Origin of the sequence: Ancylobacter sp. (genome assembly GCF_965249975.1) — a bacterium.
Lineage (GTDB): Bacteria > Pseudomonadota > Alphaproteobacteria > Rhizobiales > Xanthobacteraceae > Ancylobacter.
Window position 1 is genome coordinate 643,862 of sequence record NZ_CBDFNE010000018.1, and the last position, 20,870, is coordinate 664,731.

A 20,870-nucleotide genomic window follows, 5' to 3' on the forward strand; every position below is an offset into this window, starting at 1 on the left:
AACTCATTTCTGCAGCCAGCGCACGAGCCGGTCGGTCGCCTCCGTCATCTGCGCCTCGCCGCGGGCGAAGCACAGGCGAATATAGTTCTCTCCGCCGGGCCCGAAGGCCGTGCCGGGGGCGAGGCCGATGCCCGCCTCATCCACCAGCTTCAGCGCGAGGTTCCGCATGTCCGGCTCGCCCTCGACACCGAAGAACATGTAGAACGCCCCCGGCGGCGTGGCGAAGCGCACGCGGTTGGAGGAGGCGAGGCCCTTCGCCACGATGTCGCGCCCGCGCCGCGCCCGTTCGATCTGGTGGGCGACGAAGCTCTCGCCGCGCTCCAGCGCCGCGACGCCGGCGCGCTGCATGAAGGCGGCGACGCCGGAGGTCGAGTACTGGATCAGGTTCTCCAGCACCGGGCCGAGCGAGGGATGCGCCTCGATCCAGCCGAGCCGCCAGCCGGTCATCGCCCAGTTCTTGGAGAAGGTTTGCACGAAGAGGATACGGTCGTCCTCCGCCATCACGTCGTGGAAGGAGGGCGCCAGCGCCGGGCCGCCTTCTTCCGCGTCGTAGAAGAAGCGGCCATAGATCTCGTCGGCGACGATCCACAGACCGTGCCGGCGGGCGATGTCGAGCACGCCGCGCAGCGTGTCCACTGACGCGACGAAGCCGGTCGGGTTGGCCGGGGAGTTGATGAAGATCACCCGCGTGCGCGGCGTCACCGCGCTCTCCAGCCGGTCGAGATCGAGCCAGAATCCGCGCGTCTCGTCGAAGGAGAAGGGCACGAAGACCGGCCGCGCCCCCACCACCTCGGCCGCCGCCGCCGCATTGGGCCAGGAGGGCGAGGGAATGAGGATTTCCTCGCCCGCCGACAGCGTGAGCGCCAGCGCCACCTGGATCGCCTGCATGCCGGAGCCGGTGACGTAATAGCGCTCGGGATCGTCGGCCACGCCGTAGAGCCGGTGCATGTAGCCGGCAATCGCCGCGCGCAGCTCCGGTATGCCGCGCTGCCAGGTGTAGAAGGTCTCGCCCGCCGCCAGCGACCGCGTCGCCGCCTCGCTGATGAAGGCCGGTGTCGGCAGGTCGCCCTCCCCGGCCCAGAGCGGGATCAACCCCTCTTTGCGGCGGCCGTAATTCATCACCTCGACAATGCCGCTTTCCGGCAGGGACAGCGCCTGCGGGCGGATGTGATCGAGCAGCGAGGGCGCGGGAAGGAAGGGTGCGGCGTCGGCGGACATGAGGGAAACCTGGGAGAGGGCGGGCGGCCAGTCTACAACCGGTGCCGGATGCGCCCTCATTCAAAGAGGTGAAGCGGCGATGACGAAAAGCGATGGATCGTGCCGCCCGCTCAGCCGGCTTCCTCCGCGACGCGCAGCAGATAGGCGCCATAGGCCGATTTCTTCTGCGCCTCGCCGAGCGCGCGCAGCTGCGCGACATCGATGAAGCCGGCGCGGAAGGCGACCTCCTCCGGCGACGCGATGCGCAGGCCCTGCCGGCTTTCGAGAATCTGCACGAACTGCGCCGCCTCGATCAGCGATTCCGGCGTGCCGGTGTCGAGCCAAGCAAAGCCCCGGCCCATCATCAGCACGTCGAGTTCGCCGCGCTCCATATAGGCGCGGTTCACATCGGTGATCTCGATCTCACCGCGCGGCGAGGGTTTCAGCCCGGCGGCGATCTCCACCACGCGGTTGTCGTAGAAATACAGGCCGGTCACGGCGAGGTTGGAGCGTGGGACGGCGGGCTTTTCCTCGATCGAGATCACCTTGCCGCCCGGCCCCATCTCCACCACGCCGTAGCGCTCGGGGTCCTTGACGGGGTAGCCAAACACGGTGGCGCCGGTCTCACGCGCGGCCGCCTTGCCGAGCAGTTCCGGCAGGCCGTGGCCGAAGAACAGATTGTCGCCCAGCACCAGCGCCACGGGATCGTCGCCGATGAAGTCGCGCCCGACGATGAAGGCGTCCGCCAACCCGCGCGGGCTGTCCTGTACGGCGTAGCTGAGCCGCAGGCCGAATTGAGCGCCGTCGCCCAGCAGCTTCTGGAACAGCGGGCTGTCATGCGGCGTGGTGATGACCAGAATGTCCCGGATCCCCGCCATCATCAGCGTGGTGAGGGGATAATAGATCATCGGCTTGTCGTAGACCGGCAGCAACTGCTTCGACACCACGAGCGTGATCGGGTGGAGCCGCGTGCCGGAACCGCCGGCGAGGATGATGCCCTTCATATGCGTGCGTGTCCTGTGCAATCAGCCGGCTGGCGAAGCGAGAAGCGCGTCGACCACCTCGACCACCCGGTCCTGCCACGGCGCGGCGTGGAAGCCGCTGGCCTGCGCGAACGCCGCGCTGGAGAGCTCCGAATTGGCCGGGCGGCGCGCCGGGGTGGGGTAGTCCGCTGTCGTGATCGGCACGATTTCGGGATGGCGGCCGGTATGCAGGCCCGCCCGCTCGACGATGGCGGTGGCGAAGTCGAACCAGCTCGTCGCCCCGCTGCCGGCAAGATGATAGGTGCCCGGGGCGAGCGTTCCGGCGGCGAGAAGGGGCGCGGCGGCCAGCAGGCCGTCGGCGATATCGCGCGTGGCGGTCGGGCAGCCGCGCTGGTCGGCGACGATGGTCAGCCGGTCGCGCTCGGCGGCGAGCCGCAGCATGGTCTTGAGGAAATTGGCGCCATGGACGCCATAGACCCAGGAGGTCCGAATGATGAGGTGGCGCGCCAGCGCGGCGCGCACCGCGCGCTCGCCCTCTTCCTTCGAGGCGCCATAGACGCCGAGCGGGGCGACGGGATCGGTCTCGACATAGGCGCCGTGCTTGCTGCCGTCGAACACATAGTCGGTGGAGAGATGGATCAGCGCGGCGCCCTGTTCCGCGCAGGCCCGCGCAATCAGTCCCGGGGCCACCGCATTGATGAGATGCGCCCGCTCCGGCTCGCTTTCGGCGCGGTCCACCGCCGTATAGGCGGCGGCGTTGATCACCACCTCCGGCCGCGCCGTCGCCAGCGCCCGCGTGAGCGCGGCGGCGTCCGTGATGTCGAGCCCGGCATGATCGAGCGCCACCAGCTCATGGCCGGCGCCCGCCGCCTGCGACGCGATTTCGCGGCCGACCTGCCCGCCGGCGCCGAGGAGCAGAAGACGGGTCATGTGGCGAGCCCGATGCGCTGGCGGGCGTAGCGCGCCTTCAGCGGCTCCCACCAGCCGGGATTGTCGAGATACCAGCGCACCGTCTTCTCGATGCCGCTCTCGAAGGTTTCCGCCGGCACCCAGCCGAGTTCGGTGGTCAGTTTGCTGGCGTCGATGGCGTAGCGCGCATCATGGCCGGGGCGGTCGGTGACGAAGCGGATGAGCCCTTCGCGCGGGCCGATTTTCGCATCCGGCACCACGCGGTCCATGATGGCGCAGATGGTGCGCACCACGTCGATATTGCGCCGCTCATTATTGCCGCCGACATTGTAGCTCTCGCCGAGCCGCCCGCGCGTGGCGATGAGGTCGAGCGCCGCCGCGTGGTCGTCGACATAGAGCCAGTCGCGCACATTCTCGCCCTTGCCGTACACCGGCAGCGGCGCGCCTTCCAGCGCGTTGAGGATGGTCAGCGGGATCAGCTTTTCCGGGAAGTGATAAGGCCCGTAATTGTTCGAGCAGTTCGACATCACCACCGGCAGCCCATAGGTGTGGAACCAGGCCCGCACCAGATGGTCGGAGGAGGCTTTCGAAGCCGAGTACGGGGAATTGGGCTGATAGGCCGTGTCCTCGCGGAACAGCCCTTCCGCGCCCAGCGTGCCATAGACCTCGTCGGTGGAGATGTGGTGGAAGCGGAAGCGCTCCCGCGCCGCGCCGTCGAGCCCGCGCCAATAGGCCAGCGTCTCTTCCAGCAGCGTGTAGGTGCCGACGATATTGGTGCGGATGAAGTCGCCCGGCCCGTCGATGGAGCGGTCGACATGCGACTCGGCGGCGAGGTGCATCACCAGATCGGGCCGGAACTCCGCCAGCGCGGCGCGGAACGCGAGGCCGTCGCAGATATCGGCCTGAAGGAAACTGTGGCCGGGCAGGTTGTGCACCTCGCCCAGCGAGGCGAGATTGCCGGCATAGGTCAGCTTGTCATAGGTCAGCACCTGCCGGCCCTGCCGCACCAGCCGGCGCACCACCGCCGAGCCGATGAAGCCGGCGCCGCCGGTGACGAGGACGCGCTGGGCGGGAACGCCGTGGAGAGAAGCGCTCATGCTCTCACGCTCCCGCCGGCTGGAAGGTGAAGGGGCTCGCATAGTCGCGCAGCAGCGGTGCCGTCCGGTCCTTGCCCGAGAGGATCGCCGCCCCGGCCGCCAGCGGCCAGTCGATGGCAAGGTCCGGGTCGTCCCAGCGAATGCCGGCATCGTGCGGCGGCGAATAAGGCGCATCGACCTTGTAGGCGACGATCGTGTCGGGCTCCAACGTGCAGAAACCATGGGCGAAGCCGTGCGGCACCAGCAATTGCTCGCCCTTTTCAGCCGTCAGCGTCGCCGCCACCCAGCGCCCATAGCTGGGCGAACCTTTCCTGATATCCACCGCCACGTCGAAGATGGCGCCGCGCACCGCCCGCACCAGCTTGGCCTGTGCCATGGGCGGGGTCTGGAAATGCAGGCCGCGCACCACGCCAACCTCGCGCGAGAGCGATTCATTGTCCTGCACGAAGGCGATGTCGAGGCCGAAGGCGTCGAATTGCGGCTTCTTGTAGGTTTCGCAAAAATAGCCGCGATCGTCGCCGTGGCGGACCGGCTGGACGAGAACGACATCGGCGATGGCAAGGCGGGTGAAGGTCGTCATAGGGCTCGGTACTCGTCGTAATTGCGCGCTTCTACCCGGTCTCGCGCCCGCGTCACAGCCCTCCCAAGGCCGCAGACGCCGGCGGGCGGTTCAAACCTTCTTCGCCAGAAGGTCGCGAATTTCGGTGAGCAGCACCTCTTCCTTGGTCGGCGGCGCGGGCGCCGGCGGTTCCTTGGCGGCGTTGCGGCGCAGCCGGTTGATGCCCTTCACCACCAGGAACAGGATCCAGGCGATGATCAGGAAGTTGATCACCACGGTGAGGAAGTGGCCATAGGCGAACACCGCGCCCTGCTCGCGGGCGGCGGCAAGCGAGGTGGCCGTGACATTGGGGGAGAGCCCGACGAAATAGTTGGAGAAGTCGAGCCCGCCGAACACCGCGCCGACCACCGGCATGAACAGGTCGGTGACGATGGACGAGACGATCTGCCCGAAGGCGGCGCCGATGATCACGCCGATGGCGAGATCGACCACATTGCCCTTCACCGCGAATTCGCGGAATTCGGTGAGAACCTTGCTCATGCGACCTCCGATGCCCTGCCGACCGACCGCGCCACTGTGATACGCGCCGCAGGTCCCGGCAACCCTTGCCGCACCCCCATGCGGTGGACAGGTGCCGCCGCGCGCCCATCTTGCCGGCGCGGGCGGGCCCGGCGCATAAAGACGAAGGCCCCTCGCCGCCGGGAGAGTGCATGCTTCAGGCATGGTCGATCATCGCCGTCGCGCTCGTCTATATCGGCTTCCTCTTCGCCGTGGCGAGCTTCGGCGACCGGCGCCTGCCGCGGCGCGGACGCGAGGGCCGGCCCTATATCTATTCGCTCTCGCTGGCGGTCTACTGCACCTCCTGGACCTTCTTCGGCTCGGTGGGCCTTGCCACCACCCAGGGCATCAACTTCCTCACCATCTATATCGGCCCGATCCTTATCTTCGCGCTCGGCACACCGTTCCTGCTGCGGCTGGTGCGGCTCGCCAAGGGGCAGAACATCACCTCGATCGCCGATTTCGTCGCCGCCCGCTATGGCAAGAGCCAGGGCGTGGCGGCGCTGGTGGCGGGCGTCGCCATTGTCGGCTCGCTGCCCTACATCGCGCTGCAGCTGAAAGCCGTGTCGGCCGCCCTGCTCGCCATGCTCGGCGATTTCGAGGGGCTGGGGCTGCATTATCCGCTGGTGGGCGATCTCGCGCTCACCGTCGCGGTGGCGATGGCGGTGTTCGCGGTGCTGTTCGGCACCCGCCACATCGACGCCACCGAGCATCAGGAAGGGCTGATGCTGGCGGTGGCGACGGAATCCATCGTCAAGCTGGTGAGTTTTCTCGCGGTCGGCCTGTTCGTGGTCTTCGGCATGTTCGCCGGCCCGTGGGACCTGTTCGACAAGGCCGCCGAGAAGGGCGTGTTGCCGGTGCTGACCGACGGCTTCAGCCTCGGCAGCTGGGCGGCGATGACCCTGCTCTCGGCGCTCGCCATCCTGCTGCTGCCGCGCCAGTTCCATGTCGCCGTGGTGGAGAACACCTCGGAAAGCGAGATCCGCACCGCGCGCTGGCTGTTCCCGCTCTATCTCGTGCTCATCAACCTGTTCGTCATCCCCATCGCGGTGGCCGGCCTCGTCGCCTTTCCGCCCGGCTTCATCGATGGCGACATGTATGTCGTCACCCTGCCGCTCTCGGCGGGGGCGCAGATCATGTCGCTGGTGGCCTTTGTCGGCGGCCTCTCCGCCGCCACCGCCATGGTGATCGTCGAGACGGTGGCGCTCGCCGTCATGGTGTCGAACGACATCTTCATGCCGCTGATGGTGCGCGGCCGCCGGCTGCGCGAGGGCGACGAGGCGGGGCGCGCGGGCGCCCCACCGGACCATGTGGATATGGGCCACCGGCTGCTCACCGTTCGCCGCATCGCCATCTTCGCCATCCTGCTGCTGGCCTATCTCTATTACCGCGTCACCGGCGAGGCGCAGCTGGCGCAGATCGGCCTCTTGTCCTTTGCCGCCGTCGCCCAGTTCGGGCCGGCGCTGCTGATCGGCCTCGTCTGGCGGCGGGGCACCGGGCTGGGCGCGCTGGCCGGCATCGCCGCCGGCATCGCGCTGTGGGCCTATACGCTGCTGCTGCCCAACCTCGTCGATGCCGGCCTGTTCAGCCCGGCGCTGGTGAGCGAGGGTCCGTTCGGCCTCGCCTTGCTGCGGCCGCAGGCGTTGCTCGGCGTCCAGGCGAGCCCGCTCGTGCATGGCGTGCTGTGGAGCCTTACGGTCAATGTGCTGGTGTTCTTCGCCGCCTCGATGATCCGCCGGCCGACTCCGATCGAGCGGCTGCAAGCGAGCGTCTTCGTGCAGAGCGAGCACGCCCCCTCCGCGCCGAGCTTCCGCCTGTGGCGTTCGCCGGTGACGGTGGGCGAGCTCATCGCCACCGTCGCCCGCTATCTCGGCGAAGAGCGCACCCGCGCCTCGTTCGAAAGCGTGGCGGCGATGCGCGGCGTGTCGCTGGAGCCGGGGCGCGAGGCGGATTTCCAGCTCATCCGCTATGCCGAGCACCTGCTCGCCTCGGCCATCGGCGCCGCCTCCTCACGGCTCGTGCTGTCGCTGATGCTGCGCAAGCGCACCGTCTCCACCAAGGCGGCGCTGAAGCTGCTCGACGACGCCTCCGCCGCCATCCAGTACAACCGCGAGATCCTGCAGACCGCGCTCGACCATGTGCGCCAGGGCATCGCGGTGTTCGACCGCGACCTGCGGCTCGTCACCTGGAACCGCCAATTCGGCGAGATGCTGGACCTGCCGCCGGAAATCCTGCGCATCGGGGTCGGTATCGACCAGATCATCCGGTTCAACGCCGTCGCCGGCCAGTTCGGCCCCGGCCCGGTGGAGGAGATCGTGCGCGAGAAGCTCTCGCGCTATGCCCGGCGCAATGTCGCCTTTCAGGAACGGCTCGCCCCGCGCGGGGTGGTGATGGAGGTGCGCGTCAGCACCATGCCGGACGGCGGGGTGGTGCTGACCTTCACCGACATCACCCCCAGCGTGGAGGCCGCCGAGGCGCTGGAGCGCGCCAATGAGACGCTGGAACGGCGCGTGCGCGAGCGCACCAAGGCGCTGGAGAACCTCAACGCCCAGCTGGCGCAGGCGAAATCCGAGGCGGACGAGGCCAACATCTCCAAGACCCGCTTCCTCGCCGCCGCCAGCCACGACATTCTGCAGCCGCTGAACGCCGCCCGGCTCTACGCTACCAGCCTGGTGGAGCGCGCCGAGGGCGGCGACGATGCCCGCCTCGCCCGCAATGTCGATGCCTCGCTGGAAGCGGTGGAGGAAATTCTCGGCGCCCTGCTCGACATTTCCCGCCTTGATGCCGGCGCCCACAAGCCGGAATTCGCCGCGCTGCGCCTTGATGAGATTTTTCGCCAGCTCGATGTCGAATTCGCCCCAATGGCGACCGAGAAGGGGCTGCGCCTCACCTTCGTGCCGAGTTCGGCCGCTGTGCGTTCGGACCGGCGGCTGCTGCGCCGGCTGCTGCAGAACCTCGTTTCCAACGCCATCAAATACACGCCGCGCGGCCGGGTGCTGGTGGGCGTACGCCGGCGGCGCGGAAAGCTGCGCATCGAGGTGCTGGACACCGGTGTCGGCGTGCCGCAGGCCAAGCAGAAGATCATCTTCAAGGAGTTCCAGCGCCTCGACGAAGGCGCGCGGGTGGCGCGCGGGCTGGGTCTCGGCCTCTCCATCGTCGAGCGTATCGCCCGCGTGCTCGGCCACAGCATCACCCTGGCTTCCGCGCCCGGCAAGGGCTCGGTGTTCTCCGTCGAACTGCCCGCCGCCCCGGCCCTGCCCGCCCGCGAGACGCCTTCGCCGCGCGCGGCGGCGCCGCTGGCGACGCTTCAGGGCCTCAGCGTGCTGTGCATCGACAACGACCCGGCCATTCTCGACGGCATGGAGACGCTGCTCCATGGCTGGGGCTGCGAGGTGCTGAAAGCGCCGGGCGTCGAGGAGGCGCTCGCCATGCTGCGCGAGCGGCGCGCCCCGCCCGACGTGCTGCTGATCGACTACCATCTCGATGCCGGCGACGGCATCGAGGCGACCAAGAAACTGCGCTGGAAGCTCGGCCAGAGCCTGCCGGCGGTGCTGATCACCGCCGACCGTTCGAAGCGCGTGCGCGACGGGGCGAAGGCGACGGAGATGGAAGTGTTGAACAAGCCGGTGCGCCCGGCGGCGCTGCGGGCCTTGCTGGCCCAGTGCCGCGCCGCGCGGGCGGCGGCGGAGTGAGGGGGCGATGAGCAAGAATTATGTCGACATCTCAGATTCACCCACCCTTTGGAAGACCAAAGACCTTCCCAAAAGCCGAGTCGAACTGCCTGTTATCATAAGATCAAAGCGCTCATCTTCAGTTTATATTAGATTATTTATTTATTTAATATCATCAATATTTTTGATAAGATATATAGTTTTATTTACAATGGGACGCAGTAAAATTCCTGAAAGCAAAGCGATTTTATTATTTGAATATTCAATGACATTTACAGCAACGATTTTGTTTCTTTATGCTCTATTTTATGTACTATTTTCAATGATTTTCATTATTAAACAATATCTATCAACAGATCCAATCATTATAATAGACGAGCAAGGCATCATTGATTCCCGCATCCGAAAGGAACCCTTCACGTGGGAATCGATAAAGAAAATTGACACCGTCCGCCCAGATATTAATTTTGAATCAATGCCAGCTGGATTACAGATATATCTTAAAGATGGGAATATTGATAAAATTCCGCTTAGTGCAAACTGGACAATTTCTCTATTTTCTTACGTAGAAATGACATTTAGCCGCCGACTTAAATATATTCCTGTCTCGCTTGTCTCGACGACACAGTCGCGGCATGTGGTCATGTCAGTTATTGAGCACTTTCTCGACCCTTATGGCTTGCGTCGTTAGCTCACCTGCTCACCCCGCCGGCTGCGATCCCTGCGCCCAGGTGCCGCCCTCAATCTTCGACGCCGCGATCACCGCCTGGGTGCGGCTCTCCACGCCGAGCTTCTGCAATATGGCGGAGACATGCGCCTTCACCGTCGCTTCGGAGACGCCGAGTTCATAGGCGATCTGCTTGTTGAGCAGCCCCTCGGACAGCATCATCAGCACCCGCACCTGTTGCGGGGTTAGCGTGGCGAGGCGGGCGACGAGGGCCTGCGTCTCCTTGTCGGAACCGCCGGAGAGATCAACATCGCGCGGCGTCCAGGTGCGGCCCTCCAGCACGGCGGCGATGGCCTCGCGCATGGTCTCGGCCGCGCTGGTCTTGGGGATGAAGCCGGAGGCGCCGAATTCCATGCAGTTGCGGATGACGCCGGCTTCTTCATTGGCGGACACCACCACGACCGGAATGCCGGGATATTGCGCACGCAGATACATCAGCCCGGAAAAGCCGCGCACCCCGGGCATGGTGAGATCGAGCAGGATCAGGTCGAGGTCGCTCTCGCGCTCCAGCAACGCCTGAAGATCCTCGAAGCCGCCGGCCTCGAACAGTTCCGCCTCGGGAAACTGGCGGGACAGCGCCTCGCGCAGCGCGCCCCGGAACAGCGGATGATCGTCGGCGATCACCAGCCGGAAACTCGTCGTCCTATCCACGCGCAGCGGCCCCCTCCACCTGCACCGACCCGTTCTCGCCGCGGGCCCGTGCCGCGATCATGGTGCGGACGGACCGCCACCGCAAGCCGCGCGGCCGGCGGGCCCGCCGCGGGCCTGACCGCAGGTCGTTACGCGACCTTTAGTGGGCCTCGCCGACAAAGGCTACAACCAATTCGCGCCGGTGCGCCCGCACGCGGTGCTCGACGAGATACAGCCCCTGCCAGGTGCCAAGCGCCATGCGCCCGCCAAGAACCGGCACGGCGAGATGCACGCCGGTGAGCACCGCCTTGATATGGGCGGGCATGTCGTCCGGCCCTTCGAGATCGTGCACCCAGCCCGCATGCTCGGGCGCCAGCTGCTCCAGCGCGGTGAGCAGGTCCGTCTTCACATCCGGGTCGGCGTTTTCCTGCAAGGTGAGCGAGGCGGAGGTGTGCCGGCAGAACACCGACACCTCACCCTCGCCGGCGCCGATATCCCTAAGGAACGCCGCCACCGGCGCGGTGATCTCAACAAAACCCCGGCCCGGCGTGTCGACGGTGAGAAGGGTGGTGAACCGCCGCGTCACCGCGCTTTCGCGCACCTCGCTTTGCCGGATCCGCGCCATCGGCATGCCTCCTGCCCCCCTTGCGCGCTGGACGTCGCGCGCCAGCTAGGCTTGGATAGACCCGATCAGCCCCTGATGACAGGTCCTTCGCCACCCCCGTTCTTCGGAGTGTCGCTTGCCTATGAGTTCGATGCCTTCCCCGGCGCCCGCGCGCGCCGCCACCCCGCTGGTGGTTGATCCCGCCCTGTTCGACCCCTCGGCCATCGCGCCCGACACGCGGGCGGTGAACGCCAGCATTATCAAGGCGCTCGGCGCCGTGCCGGACCGCTGGGTGTTCCCCATGGCCATGCTGCGCAAGCTGCGGCTGGAGGGAAAGGGCCCGTTCCCGCTCTCGCCGGAAAGCCCCTATGCCAAGCTGATCGAGATCGAGGGCCCGGGCGGCCCCATCCCGCTGCGCATTCTCACCCCGCCAACGCCGGCCAAGGGCGTGTATCTGCATCTCCATGGCGGCGGCTGGTGCCTCGGCTCGGCGCGCGAGAATGACGGGCTCAACCACCGCTTCGTCGAGCGTACCGGCTTCGCCGTGGTCTCGGTCGATTACCGGCTGGCGCCGGAGCATCCCTATCCCGCCGGTCCGGACGATTGCGAAGCCGCCGCGCTGTGGCTGCTGCGCGAGGGGCCGGCGCGCTTCGGCACCGACCGCTTCGCCATTGGCGGGGAATCCGCCGGCGCCAATCTCTCGGTCGCGACATTGCTGCGCCTGCGCGACCGGCACGGGCTCACCCCGTTCCGCGCCGCCAATCTCAATGCCGGCGCCTATGATCTCGGCCTGACGCCGAGCGCCCGCAACTGGGGCGACGAGCCGCTGGTGCTGAACACGCGCGATATCAACGTCTTCGTCGGCCACTATCTGCGCGAGGGCGGCGAGGTTGGCGCGACGGATATCTCGCCGCTGCATGCCGACCTCAGGGGCCTGCCGCCCGCGCTGTTCACCATCGGCACGCGCGACGCGCTGCTGGACGACACGCTGTTCATGGCGCCGCGCTGGCTCGCCGCCGGAAACGGAGCGGAACTCGCCGTCTATCCCGGCGGCTGCCATGTCTTCATTGGCTTCCCCGGCTCGCTGGCCGACCAGGCGCTGACCCGCATCCACGCCTTTATCGGCACCTGCTGACCGGAGCGACGGGGCTCTACAGCCCCTCGCCCTTCGGCGGCGGGGCAGGCGGCGCGGCATCCGGCGGCAGGTCCTTGCGCAGGCGCTCGACCATTTCGACGAAGCGGCGGAACGCATGCTCGGCAAGGTCCATCGCCTGGTCGAGACGCTGGCGGGCCTGTGCCGGCAATTCGCCCTCGGTGTCGGGCGTCGCTCCCGCAGGCGGGGCGGCCGCAGGCGGCGCATCCTTCGGCGGCGTCGACTCCGGTGGCGCCATGATGTCGGGAACGCCCGCACCACCGGCGGCGGCCCGCTTCTCCAGCGCCGCGAGCCGCGCCTGCAGCCGGCCGATCTCCGCTTCCAGCGCCGCCCGGTCATCGGGCACCGCCTCGCAGGTCCAGCCACCGGCGCGCTGGGCGCAGAACGACATCGCGCCGGTGCGGGTGTCGAGCCGCATCAGCCCGCCCTCCACCGGCTGCATGGTGAAGCCGGTCGCCTCCGGCGGGGGAGCGCCGGCTCCCGGCGCCGGTTGCGCCTGCGCGCCCGCCGCCATCAGCACCGCGCCGGCGATAAGGCCCGCGCGGCCAAGGCGTGTCGTCATTCCCGTGCTCAGCCGCATGCTCGGCCTCCTCAGCCAGACGCGGGCGCGTGGGTGTTACGGCGTGAACGGCGCCCGCCCGCTCGACAACGCCGCGTCGAGGAGTTCAATCCGGTCCTGGCCCCAGAACACCTCGCCATCCAGCACATAGGCGGGCGAGCCGAAAACGTCCGCCTCGATGGCGGCATCGTGATTGGCCTGGTAGATGGTGGCGGTGCGGTCCTGCGCGGCGGCCTCAAGCAGGTTCGCCGGCAAGCCGAGCTCCGCCAGAAGAGCGGCAAGCGTCGCGGGGTCGGCAAGGTTCTCCTCGCGCTGCCACACCCCCGCCATCAGCCGCTGCGCCAGCGGGCCGACATCATGGCCGGCGATCTGCGCGGCGATGATCAGCCGGTCGGCCTGCTTCGGATCGAACGGCCAGTGGGCCGGCTTGACGTGCAGGTCGATACCCCGCGCCTCGCGCCAGCGCTTCAGTTCCACGGTCCGGTAGCGCTGGCGGGCGGGGTGACGCTTGGCCAGCGGCAGTCCGCCGGTCTCGGCGAACAGATCGCCAAGCTGCACCGGGCGGAAATTCACCCGCACCCCGTGGCGCCGCGCCAGATCGAGAAAGCGAGCATGGCCGATGAAGGCCCAGGGGCTGATGACGGAGAAATAATAGTCGATGGAACGCGACATGGCGGCACTCGGCTGAACGGGGTGATCCGGACCTTGCCGCCCACGCTAACCGATTTTTGCCGCCCGTGGGCAAGCCCGACCCCGCGCCGCGCCGAAAAGCAAACGGCGCCCACCGGGGCGCCGTTCAGAACGTGTCGGATGGAGAAGGCGTCAGGCCGCGCTGCGGGTGGAGAAGGCGGCAACCATCTGGCGCAGCTCGCCGATGGCTTCCTCGATCTCCACCTTCTGCTGCTCCAGCAGACCAAGCTGCTCGGTGCACTTCTCGGCGGTGAGGGCGAGGCCGCCGGCCGGCACCGCGCTGCCTTCGCGCAGAGCGACCATCGCCTTGATCTCGGCGAGGGTGAAGCCAAGCTTCTTGCCCTTCAGAATGATGGCGAGGCGCGAGCGCTCGGCGGCGCTATAGAGGCGGGTGAGCCCCTCGCGGCGGGGCGCCAGGAGGCCCTTGTCCTCATAGAAGCGCAGCGCGCGCAGCGTGACGCCGAATTCGCGGGCGAGATCGCCAATGGTGAAGAAACCGGCTTCGCCCGACGTGGTGTGGGCGACGTCGAGGGTGCGTTCGGCCTCGTAGGAGGTGAAATCCATCTGGGCAGCTCCGGGGGGAAGGGACAGGTCACGCGTCAGCGCTGTTGACCCACTGTCGCAGAGAGGTTGCCGCAAGGGGAGAAAGTCACACCCTCCGTTAGGGAAACTTACTGTTAAATGGAAAGCCACCCCTTTGTTTTTGTTAATTTAAATCCGACTCCTCACCCGCGCGTCGCTCCGGGGTAAAGCGCGGGGGAAGGCCGGCGCAAGCCGCGAAAGCGCCCCGCGGGGGGCGCAGCGGTAACCGGAATCGGTGGGCCGTGCACCCCGCCAAAGGCCGGGAAAGGCCCATCGCCTGCCCCGTCATTAACCAGCCCTTTACCAAGATTCGTAACAGTTGCGGCAGGCAGCCTTCCGCGGTCGCCGCGATGATTCCTGCCGCCAATCGTGCCGGACGACGGAGACCCCAGGTGAGGCAAGAGGCCCCTTCGACGACCGGAACGATCGCCCCCGAGGCGTGGCGCGCCCTGGATGAGGCCGCCCGCCGGGACGGCCTTCCGCTCGACCAGTGGCTGCGCGCCCAGCTCATGGGTCCAGCCGCCAGTGTCACCCCGCCGGGGCTGGAGAGCCTCAACAACCTTGCCGAGCTGCGTCGCCGCATCGAGGAACTTGCCGGCCAGATCGGCCGCATCGAGGCCGCCACCCCGGCCGAGCGCGCGGACATCGAGCCGCAGCCCATCGCGATGCAGCCCGTCGACATACCGGCGCCGCGCGAGGCCGTCGCCGCTGCGGCGACCTCTTCCAATGACCGCCTCGCCGCCGCCATGCGCGAAATCGACCATCGGCTGGCCGCGCTGCAGCTTTCCCGCCGCCGCGCCGCGACGCCGGAAGCCGCCCCCAGCCCCGCCGCCATCGAGGCCGCCGTGGCCGAAATCGCCGCGCGCCAGAGCGAGCTCGACCGCGAGATCACCCCGCGCCGGCCGCTTGCGGCGGCGCCCGCCCGACGCGAGGTTGCCGCGCCAATGCCGGAGGCCGCCGAGGCGCCGGCGCTGGAAAGCCCCATGCCGGAAGCCCCCGCACGCCCGGCGCCGCCGCGCGACCTGTTCGGCGCCGGCGTGGCGCGCGAAACCGTGCCACCGCCTGCGGCCCCCGCGCCGCTCCCGTCCGAGGCGCTCGCCGCGCTGCAGGAAGAACTTGCAGGCCTGCGGCAGTCCATCGCCGGCCTTGCCCCGCGCCGTTCGGTCGATGAGTTGCAGCGCGTGGTCGAGCTGCTGGTCGAGCGGGTGGAGCGCTCCGAAACGCGTGACGAAAGCCTGCGCGCCAGCCTCGCCGCACTGCGCGAGATGATCGGCGGGCTGCGCCTGCCGGAGCCGCCGGACGTCCTGCTCGGACGCCTCGCGGCGCTGGAACGCAAGATCGATATCGTCAATGCCAAGGTGGTCGACGGCGCGACCGTCGCCCGGCTGCAGGCGCAGATCGGCGAGATTCGCGACCTGCAGGCCCGTGCCCTCTCCTCGGATTCCCTGTGGCTGCTGGCTGAGCAGGTGTCGCTGCTCGCCACCCGCGTGGCGGAAATGGCCGCCAGCGAGAACGAGACCATCTCCGCCGCCTTCGGCGCGCTGGAGCGCCGGCTCGGCACGCTGTCCGAGACGATGGCCGCGCCGGCTCCCCTGCCGCTCGACGATGTGCTCGCCCGTCTCGACGCCATCCAGGCCGATCTTGCCAGCACGCGAGGCGAGGTGCCCGCCGGTGTCGAGGCGCTGTTCAAGCGGCTTTCCGAACGGCTGGAACAGATCGCGCCGCCGGTCGATGACGGCCCCCGCTTCGAGGCGCTCGGCCGGCAGATCGAGGCGCTGGCGCAGCGCGTCGGGTCCGGCGGCAGCGACATGGCTGGCGAGCTCGCCAGCCAGCTTTCCGGTCATCTCGCCGGTCAGTTCGCGGTCCAGCTCGCCGGCATCGAGCGCGCGGTCAACGACCTGTTCATCCAGATGGAGGAGACGCGCGCCACCCTGCTCGCCGCCTCCCAGCCACGCCCGCCCGCCGGCCCCGGCGGCGATCCCGAAAACATCACCGCCCTCATCCGCCGCGAAATCGCCGCGCTGGAGAGCCGGCGGAGCGCTGAAAAGTCGTCGGAGCGCGCCGCCGTCATGGCGGCGGCGGAAGCCGCGGTCGCGGCCGAACTCGCCAGCCTCACCGCCGCATCGCCGACGGCAGCGCCCGAAACCGTGACGCCGGAGCCGGAAGCGGCCCCTCCTGCGCCCGCCGAAGTCGTGTTCACGCCGGCCCCGGCCTCCATACCGAAAGCCTTCGAGCCGCAGCTGATGCGCGCCGCGCTGGAAGCGCTCAGCCGCACCGCGGCTGCCACCCGCCGCGCACCTGCCGCCAGCCCGACTCCAGCCGAAGCCGCCCCGGCGCCTCTCTCTCCCGTGGCGGCGAACGACGCTGCCACCAGCCGGGCGACGCTGATCGCGCAGGCCCGCCGCGCCGCCAGCCCGGCGGAGCCGCGGCCGGCCGCGCCCCGGCCCGCCCCCGCCGCACCGGCGGAACCGCGCCGCCATATCGGCGCCCGCCCGGCCCCGGCGCCCGGCCGCTGGCTGGCGCGCATCCGCGCCATGCTGGTGATCGCGGTCTGCGGCTCGGCGCTGGCCTATGGGTCCTGGCAGCTTCTGGCGCAGTTCCGGCAGGAACAGCTGCGCGCCGCCGGCCCCGCCACCGTGCCGGGCCCGGAGGACATCACCGGCTCGGTCGGCAATGGTGCCCCGCGCGCCCCGGCCCCGCCCTCCAGCCTGATCTTCTCGCGCTGAAAGCTCGCGCCGCTCAGCGGTCCGGCAGGCAGGCGTGGTGGGCGATGCGGTAGGTGCGCGCCGCGCCGACGAGATGCGCGTCATAGGCCCCGCCGAACAGGCCCGCCACCGCCTCATGGCGGATGTTCAGCCCGCCGGCATAGGCGCCGAGCGCCGGCAGAACGAGGCGCCTTCCATCGGTGGCGAAGCAGCGCCGGCGCAGGCTGCGCCCGCGCACCACCACCCGCGCGACGGGATGGAAATGCCCCGCGATCTCCCCCTCTTCCGCGCCGGCTGCGGGCTCATGTCTTAGCGTGAGCGGGCCCACGCGCAGCTCGTCGGCGGCGTCACCGGCGAGGCCCGGCATCGGCGCGGGATCGTGATTGCCGGCGATCCACACCAGATCGCGCCCGCGCGCGAGTTCCGCGAGGCTGGCGCGCTCGTCCGGGCCGAGCCGCGCCGCGCCGCCGCGATCATGAAAACTGTCGCCCAGCGCCACCAGCACGCGCGGGCGGCGGCGCGCGACGAGGCGGGCCAGCAGATCGAGCGTCGCCCGGCTGTCATAGGGCGGAAGCGGCACGCCGCGCACGGCGAAGGCGGAGCCTTTTTCCAGATGCAGGTCAGCGACGATCAGCATCCGCTCGGCCGGCCACCACAGCGCCCCGGCGGCGTCGAGCACCAGCGTCGCGCCGGCCAGCGTCACCGCCGTGCCGTCCGGCACCGCGTCCTGCGCCGCCTGCTGCGCCTCAACCGCTTCCCTCGCCTGCACCGTCCATCGCCTCCCGGATCAGTTCGTCCTCGGCCTCGGCCAGCAGTGCCTCCGACGCCCCGCCCGCCACCATTTCCCGGCCGATCTCCAGCATGACCGGCACCGCCAGCGGCGAGACCCGCGACAGGGCGACATGGTCGATTCGGCCCCGGATACGGGCGAGCATGTCCGAGAGCCGGCGAATGTCCAGCAGCCCCGTCGCCGCATCCGCCCGCGCCGCGCGCAGCAGCACATGGCCCGGCTCGTGCCGGCGCAGCACGTCATAGACGAGATCGGTGGACATGGTCACCTGGCGGGAATTCTTCTCCTTGCCGGGGAAGCGCCGCTCGATCAGCCCGGCAATGACCGCGCATTGGCGGAAGGTGCGCTTCATCAGCGCCGATTCCGCCAGCCATTCCTCCAGATCGTCGCCGAGCATGTCGGCGTCGAACAGCGCGTCGAGCGACAGCCGTCCCTGCGCGATGGCCAGCGACATGTCGCGCACGCCATAGATCACCAGCGCATAATCATTGGCCATGAAGCCGAGCGGGTGCAGCCCGGCGCGGTCGAGCCGGCGGGTCAGCAGCATGCCGAGCGTCTGGTGGGCGAGCCTCCCCTCGAACGGATAGGCGACGAGATGGTAGCGGTCGCCGCGCGGAAAGGTCTCGACCAGCAAATCCTCGCGCCCCGGCAGACGGGAGCGAAGCTTCTGCAGCTCCAGCCAGTCGCGCACTTGGCCCGGCAGGCTCTGCCACCGTTCCGGCTCGGAGAGCAGCGCCCGCACCCGTGCGGCGAGGAAGGTGGAGAGCGGAAACTTGCCGCCGGCATAGGAGGGAACGCGCGGCTCCTTGGCGCTGGTGCGGGCGACGCGCACCTCGTTTTCATGGATAGTCAGATATTCCAGCACCTCGCCGGCGAAGACGAAGGTGTCCCCGGGGCTCATCGTCTCGACGAAATACTCCTCCACCTCGCCCAGCACCCGCCCGCCATAGCGCGATTTGGCGCTGGCGAGCCGCACTTTGAGCATGGTGGATTCGACGATGGTGCCGACATTGAGCCGGTATTGCTGCGCCACCTGCGGATTGGCGACGCGCCAGCGTCCGTCCTTCCTCTGCCTTATGCGAGCGAAGCGCTCATAGGCGCGCAGCGCGTAGCCGCCGGTAGCATTGAACGCGACCACATCGTCGAAATCCGCGCGGGCGAGGTCGGCATAGGGCTCGGCGGAGGTGATTTCCGCGTAGAGATCGTCGGCCTCGAACGGCCCGGCGCAGGCCATGCCGAGCACATGCTGCGCCAGCACGTCGAGCGCCCCGGTGCGGATCACCGCGCTGTCCTGCGCCCCCGCCCGCACTGCTTCCAGCGCAGCGCGGCATTCCAGCACCTCGAAACGGTTGGCCGGCACGAGCACCGCGCGGGAAGGCTCGTCCAGCCGGTGATTGGCCCGGCCGATGCGCTGCATCAGACGCGAGGAGCCCTTGGGCGCGCCGACATTGACCACAAGGTCCACCGCCCCCCAATCGATGCCGAGGTCGAGCGAGGAGGTACACACCACCGCCTTCAACCTCCCCTCGCCCATCGCCGCCTCCACCCGCCGGCGCTGCGACACGTCGAGCGAGCCGTGATGCAGCGCGATCGGCAGATTGGCGTCGTTGATGTGCCAGAGTTCCTGGAACAGCAGTTCCGCCTGCATGCGGGTATTGACGAAAACGAGCGTGGTCGTGTGCCGCTCGATTAGCCGGTAAATCTCTTTCAGCGAATGGCGCGCCGTGTGCCCGGCCCAGGGCACATGGGCGGCGCTGTCGAGCATGGAAAGGTCGGGCGCCGCGCCGGGGTCCGCCACCACCAGCCCACCCTTCTCGCCCTCTCCGGTCTGCGGCACCAGCCAGCGGCGCAACGTGTCGGGGTCGGCCACCGTGGCGGAAAGCCCGACCGTCTGCACGCCCGGGGCGAGGCGCCGCAGCCGGGCGAGGCCGAGGCTCAGCAGATCGCCGCGCTTGGAGCCGGCGAGCGCGTGAAGCTCGTCCAGCACGATGCGCTTGAGGTCCGCGAAGAGCGGCTCGGCATCGGCGGAGGCGAGCAGCAGCGCGATCTGCTCCGGCGTGGTGAGCAGGATGTCGGGCGGGTCGCGGCGCTGGCGCTGGCGGCGCGAGGCAGGCGTGTCGCCGGTGCGCGTCTCGATGCGGACGCCCAAGCCCATCTCCTGCGCCGGCCGCTCCAGATTGCGGGCGACATCGACGGCGAGCGCCTTCAGCGGCGAGATGTAGAGCGTGTGCAGCCCGAGCGGGCGCGGGTTGTTGCGCGCGGCCGGCCGGCCGGCGAGTTCGACCAGGCTCGGCAGAAAGCCCGCCAGTGTCTTGCCGGCGCCGGTGGGGGCGATGAGCAGGGTGGAGCGGCCCTCGCGCGCCTGCGCCAGCAGTTCCAGCTGATGCGCGCGCGGCGCCCAGCCCCTGCCGGCAAACCAGCGTCGGAACGGCTCGGGCAAAAGATCGTCGGGCGCAGCATCCATGATCGTCACCGCGAGAAGCTAGTGACTCGGGCGGGAAATGCGAGCCCTCACCCCTCGCGCAGCGCCAGCACGAGGAGGCCGGCGACCGGCTGCTCCTTTTCCTTGCGCACCGACACCGGATCGAGGGTGAGCGGCGCAAGGCCGGCGGCGGCGAGTTCGGCGCGCACATAGTCCGCCGCATGGGCGAAGCGCAGCGTGTCACGCAGCAGCACGCCCTCGCCGCCATGGGTCTCGGTGGTGAAGGCGAGCAGCCCGCCCGGCTCCAGCACCCGCCGGCTCTCGGTGAGAATGGGGGTGAGGTCGTCGAGATAGCAGAAGGCGTCGCCGGCGAAGATCAGATCCACCTCGCGCGCCGGGCGCGCCTTGAGGAAGGCCACCATCTCCCCGGCGGCGAGCGCGTCATAGACCTTCCGCCGCCGCGCATGGGCGACCATGTTGGGCGAGAGGTCCACGCCCTCCATCGTGCCGATGCGGTCGACCAGCCGGGCGCCGACCAGCCCTGTGCCGCAGCCGAGATCCAGCCCATGGGCGAAAGCGAAAGGGCGCGCCAGCCTTTCGCAGACCTGCGCCAGCCCCGCTTCGATCACCTCCGGGCCGCGATAATCGAGCCGCGCCAGCGCCGCGTCGAAACGGTCGGCATATTGGTCGAACAGCGCGCGCACATAGGCCGGGCTCATGCCGGCCACCTCGCCTTCCAGCCGGGCGAGACGCAGCGTGGCGCCGAGCGTGTCGGCGGGATCGAGCGCCCGCGCCTGCGCGAAGGCCTCGCCCGCCCCCGGCGCATCGCCCGCCGCCTCGCGGGCCTCGCCGAGCAGGAACCAGCCCGGCGCATAGTGTCCGGCGCGGGCCACCGCCTCGGCGAGAAGCTCCGCCGCGTCGGCGGCGTTGCCCTCCTCCATCAGCGCGCGCGCCCAGTCGATCCGGCGATCGACCGTCGGGTCGCCGGAGGAGAGAATGAGCCGGCCGTCGGCCATGGCGGGGTCTCGCGAAAA

18 protein-coding genes are annotated in these 20,870 nt (G+C 69.1%); 4 read left to right on the forward strand and 14 right to left on the reverse strand.

What is annotated here, in order from left to right; all coding sequences use genetic code 11:
- Positions 1-3 precede the first annotated feature (3 nt).
- From ACP2AH_RS15920 to mscL, 6 genes are all read right to left on the reverse strand, one after another.
- Positions 4-1,218 (reverse strand): pyridoxal phosphate-dependent aminotransferase, encoded by a 1,215-nt coding sequence (locus ACP2AH_RS15920; protein ID WP_425106695.1) that lies wholly within the window; start codon positions 1,216-1,218, stop codon positions 4-6.
- A 110-nt stretch (positions 1,219-1,328) separates the two neighbouring features.
- Complete coding sequence (gene rfbA, locus ACP2AH_RS15925; protein WP_425106696.1) at positions 1,329-2,201, reverse strand: glucose-1-phosphate thymidylyltransferase RfbA; 873 nt, start codon at positions 2,199-2,201, stop codon at positions 1,329-1,331.
- Between the two features lie 21 nt (positions 2,202-2,222).
- Positions 2,223-3,110, reverse strand: a complete 888-nt coding sequence (gene rfbD, locus ACP2AH_RS15930; protein ID WP_425106697.1) for a dTDP-4-dehydrorhamnose reductase — start codon at positions 3,108-3,110, stop codon at positions 2,223-2,225.
- Positions 3,107-4,186 carry a dTDP-glucose 4,6-dehydratase gene (gene rfbB / locus ACP2AH_RS15935; RefSeq protein WP_425106698.1) on the reverse strand — a complete coding sequence of 360 codons (1,080 nt, stop codon included), beginning with the start codon at positions 4,184-4,186 and terminating at the stop codon, positions 3,107-3,109. The genes rfbD and rfbB overlap by 4 nt, the downstream gene beginning before the upstream one ends.
- A gap of 4 nt (positions 4,187-4,190) precedes the next feature.
- The gene (gene rfbC, locus ACP2AH_RS15940) at positions 4,191-4,766 is read right to left on the reverse strand and encodes a dTDP-4-dehydrorhamnose 3,5-epimerase (RefSeq protein ID WP_425106699.1); all 576 of its coding nucleotides are present in this window, start codon (positions 4,764-4,766) and stop codon (positions 4,191-4,193) included.
- A gap of 90 nt (positions 4,767-4,856) precedes the next feature.
- Positions 4,857-5,285 carry a large conductance mechanosensitive channel protein MscL gene (gene mscL, locus ACP2AH_RS15945; protein WP_244378929.1) on the reverse strand — a complete coding sequence of 143 codons (429 nt, stop codon included), beginning with the start codon at positions 5,283-5,285 and terminating at the stop codon, positions 4,857-4,859.
- 170 nt (positions 5,286-5,455) lie between these two features.
- On the opposite strand from mscL, the gene ACP2AH_RS15950 reads away from it, so the two are divergent.
- Entirely contained in the window at positions 5,456-8,995 is a 3,540-nt protein-coding gene (locus ACP2AH_RS15950) for a PAS domain-containing hybrid sensor histidine kinase/response regulator (RefSeq protein ID WP_425106700.1), read from the forward strand.
- A 7-nt stretch (positions 8,996-9,002) separates the two neighbouring features.
- Positions 9,003-9,665 (forward strand): hypothetical protein, encoded by a 663-nt coding sequence (locus ACP2AH_RS15955; RefSeq protein WP_425106701.1) that lies wholly within the window; start codon positions 9,003-9,005, stop codon positions 9,663-9,665.
- Between the two features lie 9 nt (positions 9,666-9,674).
- Here ACP2AH_RS15955 and ACP2AH_RS15960 read toward each other — a convergent pair whose 3' ends face one another.
- Positions 9,675-10,352, reverse strand: coding sequence for a response regulator transcription factor (locus ACP2AH_RS15960; RefSeq protein ID WP_244378935.1), 678 nt, complete (start codon positions 10,350-10,352; stop codon positions 9,675-9,677).
- Positions 10,353-10,491: 139 nt separating this feature from the next.
- The gene (locus tag ACP2AH_RS15965) at positions 10,492-10,956 is read right to left on the reverse strand and encodes a secondary thiamine-phosphate synthase enzyme YjbQ (RefSeq protein ID WP_425106702.1); all 465 of its coding nucleotides are present in this window, start codon (positions 10,954-10,956) and stop codon (positions 10,492-10,494) included.
- 130 nt (positions 10,957-11,086) lie between these two features.
- On the opposite strand from ACP2AH_RS15965, the gene ACP2AH_RS15970 reads away from it, so the two are divergent.
- On the forward strand, positions 11,087-12,070 hold the full coding sequence (locus ACP2AH_RS15970; protein ID WP_425107051.1) for an alpha/beta hydrolase: 984 nt from the start codon (positions 11,087-11,089) through the stop codon (positions 12,068-12,070).
- 16 nt (positions 12,071-12,086) lie between these two features.
- Here ACP2AH_RS15970 and ACP2AH_RS15975 read toward each other — a convergent pair whose 3' ends face one another.
- The 3 genes from ACP2AH_RS15975 to ACP2AH_RS15985 all read right to left on the reverse strand — a co-directional run bounded on the left by ACP2AH_RS15975 (position 12,087) and on the right by ACP2AH_RS15985 (position 13,901).
- Positions 12,087-12,668 (reverse strand): hypothetical protein, encoded by a 582-nt coding sequence (locus tag ACP2AH_RS15975; protein WP_425106703.1) that lies wholly within the window; start codon positions 12,666-12,668, stop codon positions 12,087-12,089.
- 36 nt (positions 12,669-12,704) lie between these two features.
- On the reverse strand, positions 12,705-13,319 hold the full coding sequence (locus ACP2AH_RS15980; RefSeq protein ID WP_425106704.1) for a 2-hydroxychromene-2-carboxylate isomerase: 615 nt from the start codon (positions 13,317-13,319) through the stop codon (positions 12,705-12,707).
- 150 nt (positions 13,320-13,469) lie between these two features.
- Positions 13,470-13,901, reverse strand: coding sequence for a MerR family transcriptional regulator (locus tag ACP2AH_RS15985; RefSeq protein ID WP_421698513.1), 432 nt, complete (start codon positions 13,899-13,901; stop codon positions 13,470-13,472).
- Positions 13,902-14,311: 410 nt separating this feature from the next.
- On the opposite strand from ACP2AH_RS15985, the gene ACP2AH_RS15990 reads away from it, so the two are divergent.
- Entirely contained in the window at positions 14,312-16,645 is a 2,334-nt protein-coding gene (locus ACP2AH_RS15990) for a hypothetical protein (RefSeq protein WP_425106705.1), read from the forward strand.
- A gap of 13 nt (positions 16,646-16,658) precedes the next feature.
- Here the strand turns inward: ACP2AH_RS15990 and pdeM are convergent, their stop codons facing one another.
- Genes pdeM through ACP2AH_RS16005 form a run of 3 tightly spaced genes read right to left on the reverse strand, consistent with a single transcriptional unit; the run spans position 16,659 to position 20,852 of the window.
- The gene (gene pdeM, locus ACP2AH_RS15995; protein ID WP_425107052.1) at positions 16,659-17,345 is read right to left on the reverse strand and encodes a ligase-associated DNA damage response endonuclease PdeM; all 687 of its coding nucleotides are present in this window, start codon (positions 17,343-17,345) and stop codon (positions 16,659-16,661) included.
- A gap of 25 nt (positions 17,346-17,370) precedes the next feature.
- Positions 17,371-19,878 (reverse strand): ligase-associated DNA damage response DEXH box helicase, encoded by a 2,508-nt coding sequence (locus ACP2AH_RS16000; protein ID WP_425106706.1) that lies wholly within the window; start codon positions 19,876-19,878, stop codon positions 17,371-17,373.
- A 47-nt stretch (positions 19,879-19,925) separates the two neighbouring features.
- Positions 19,926-20,852, reverse strand: coding sequence for a class I SAM-dependent DNA methyltransferase (locus ACP2AH_RS16005; protein ID WP_425106707.1), 927 nt, complete (start codon positions 20,850-20,852; stop codon positions 19,926-19,928).
- Positions 20,853-20,870: the final 18 nt, after the last annotated feature.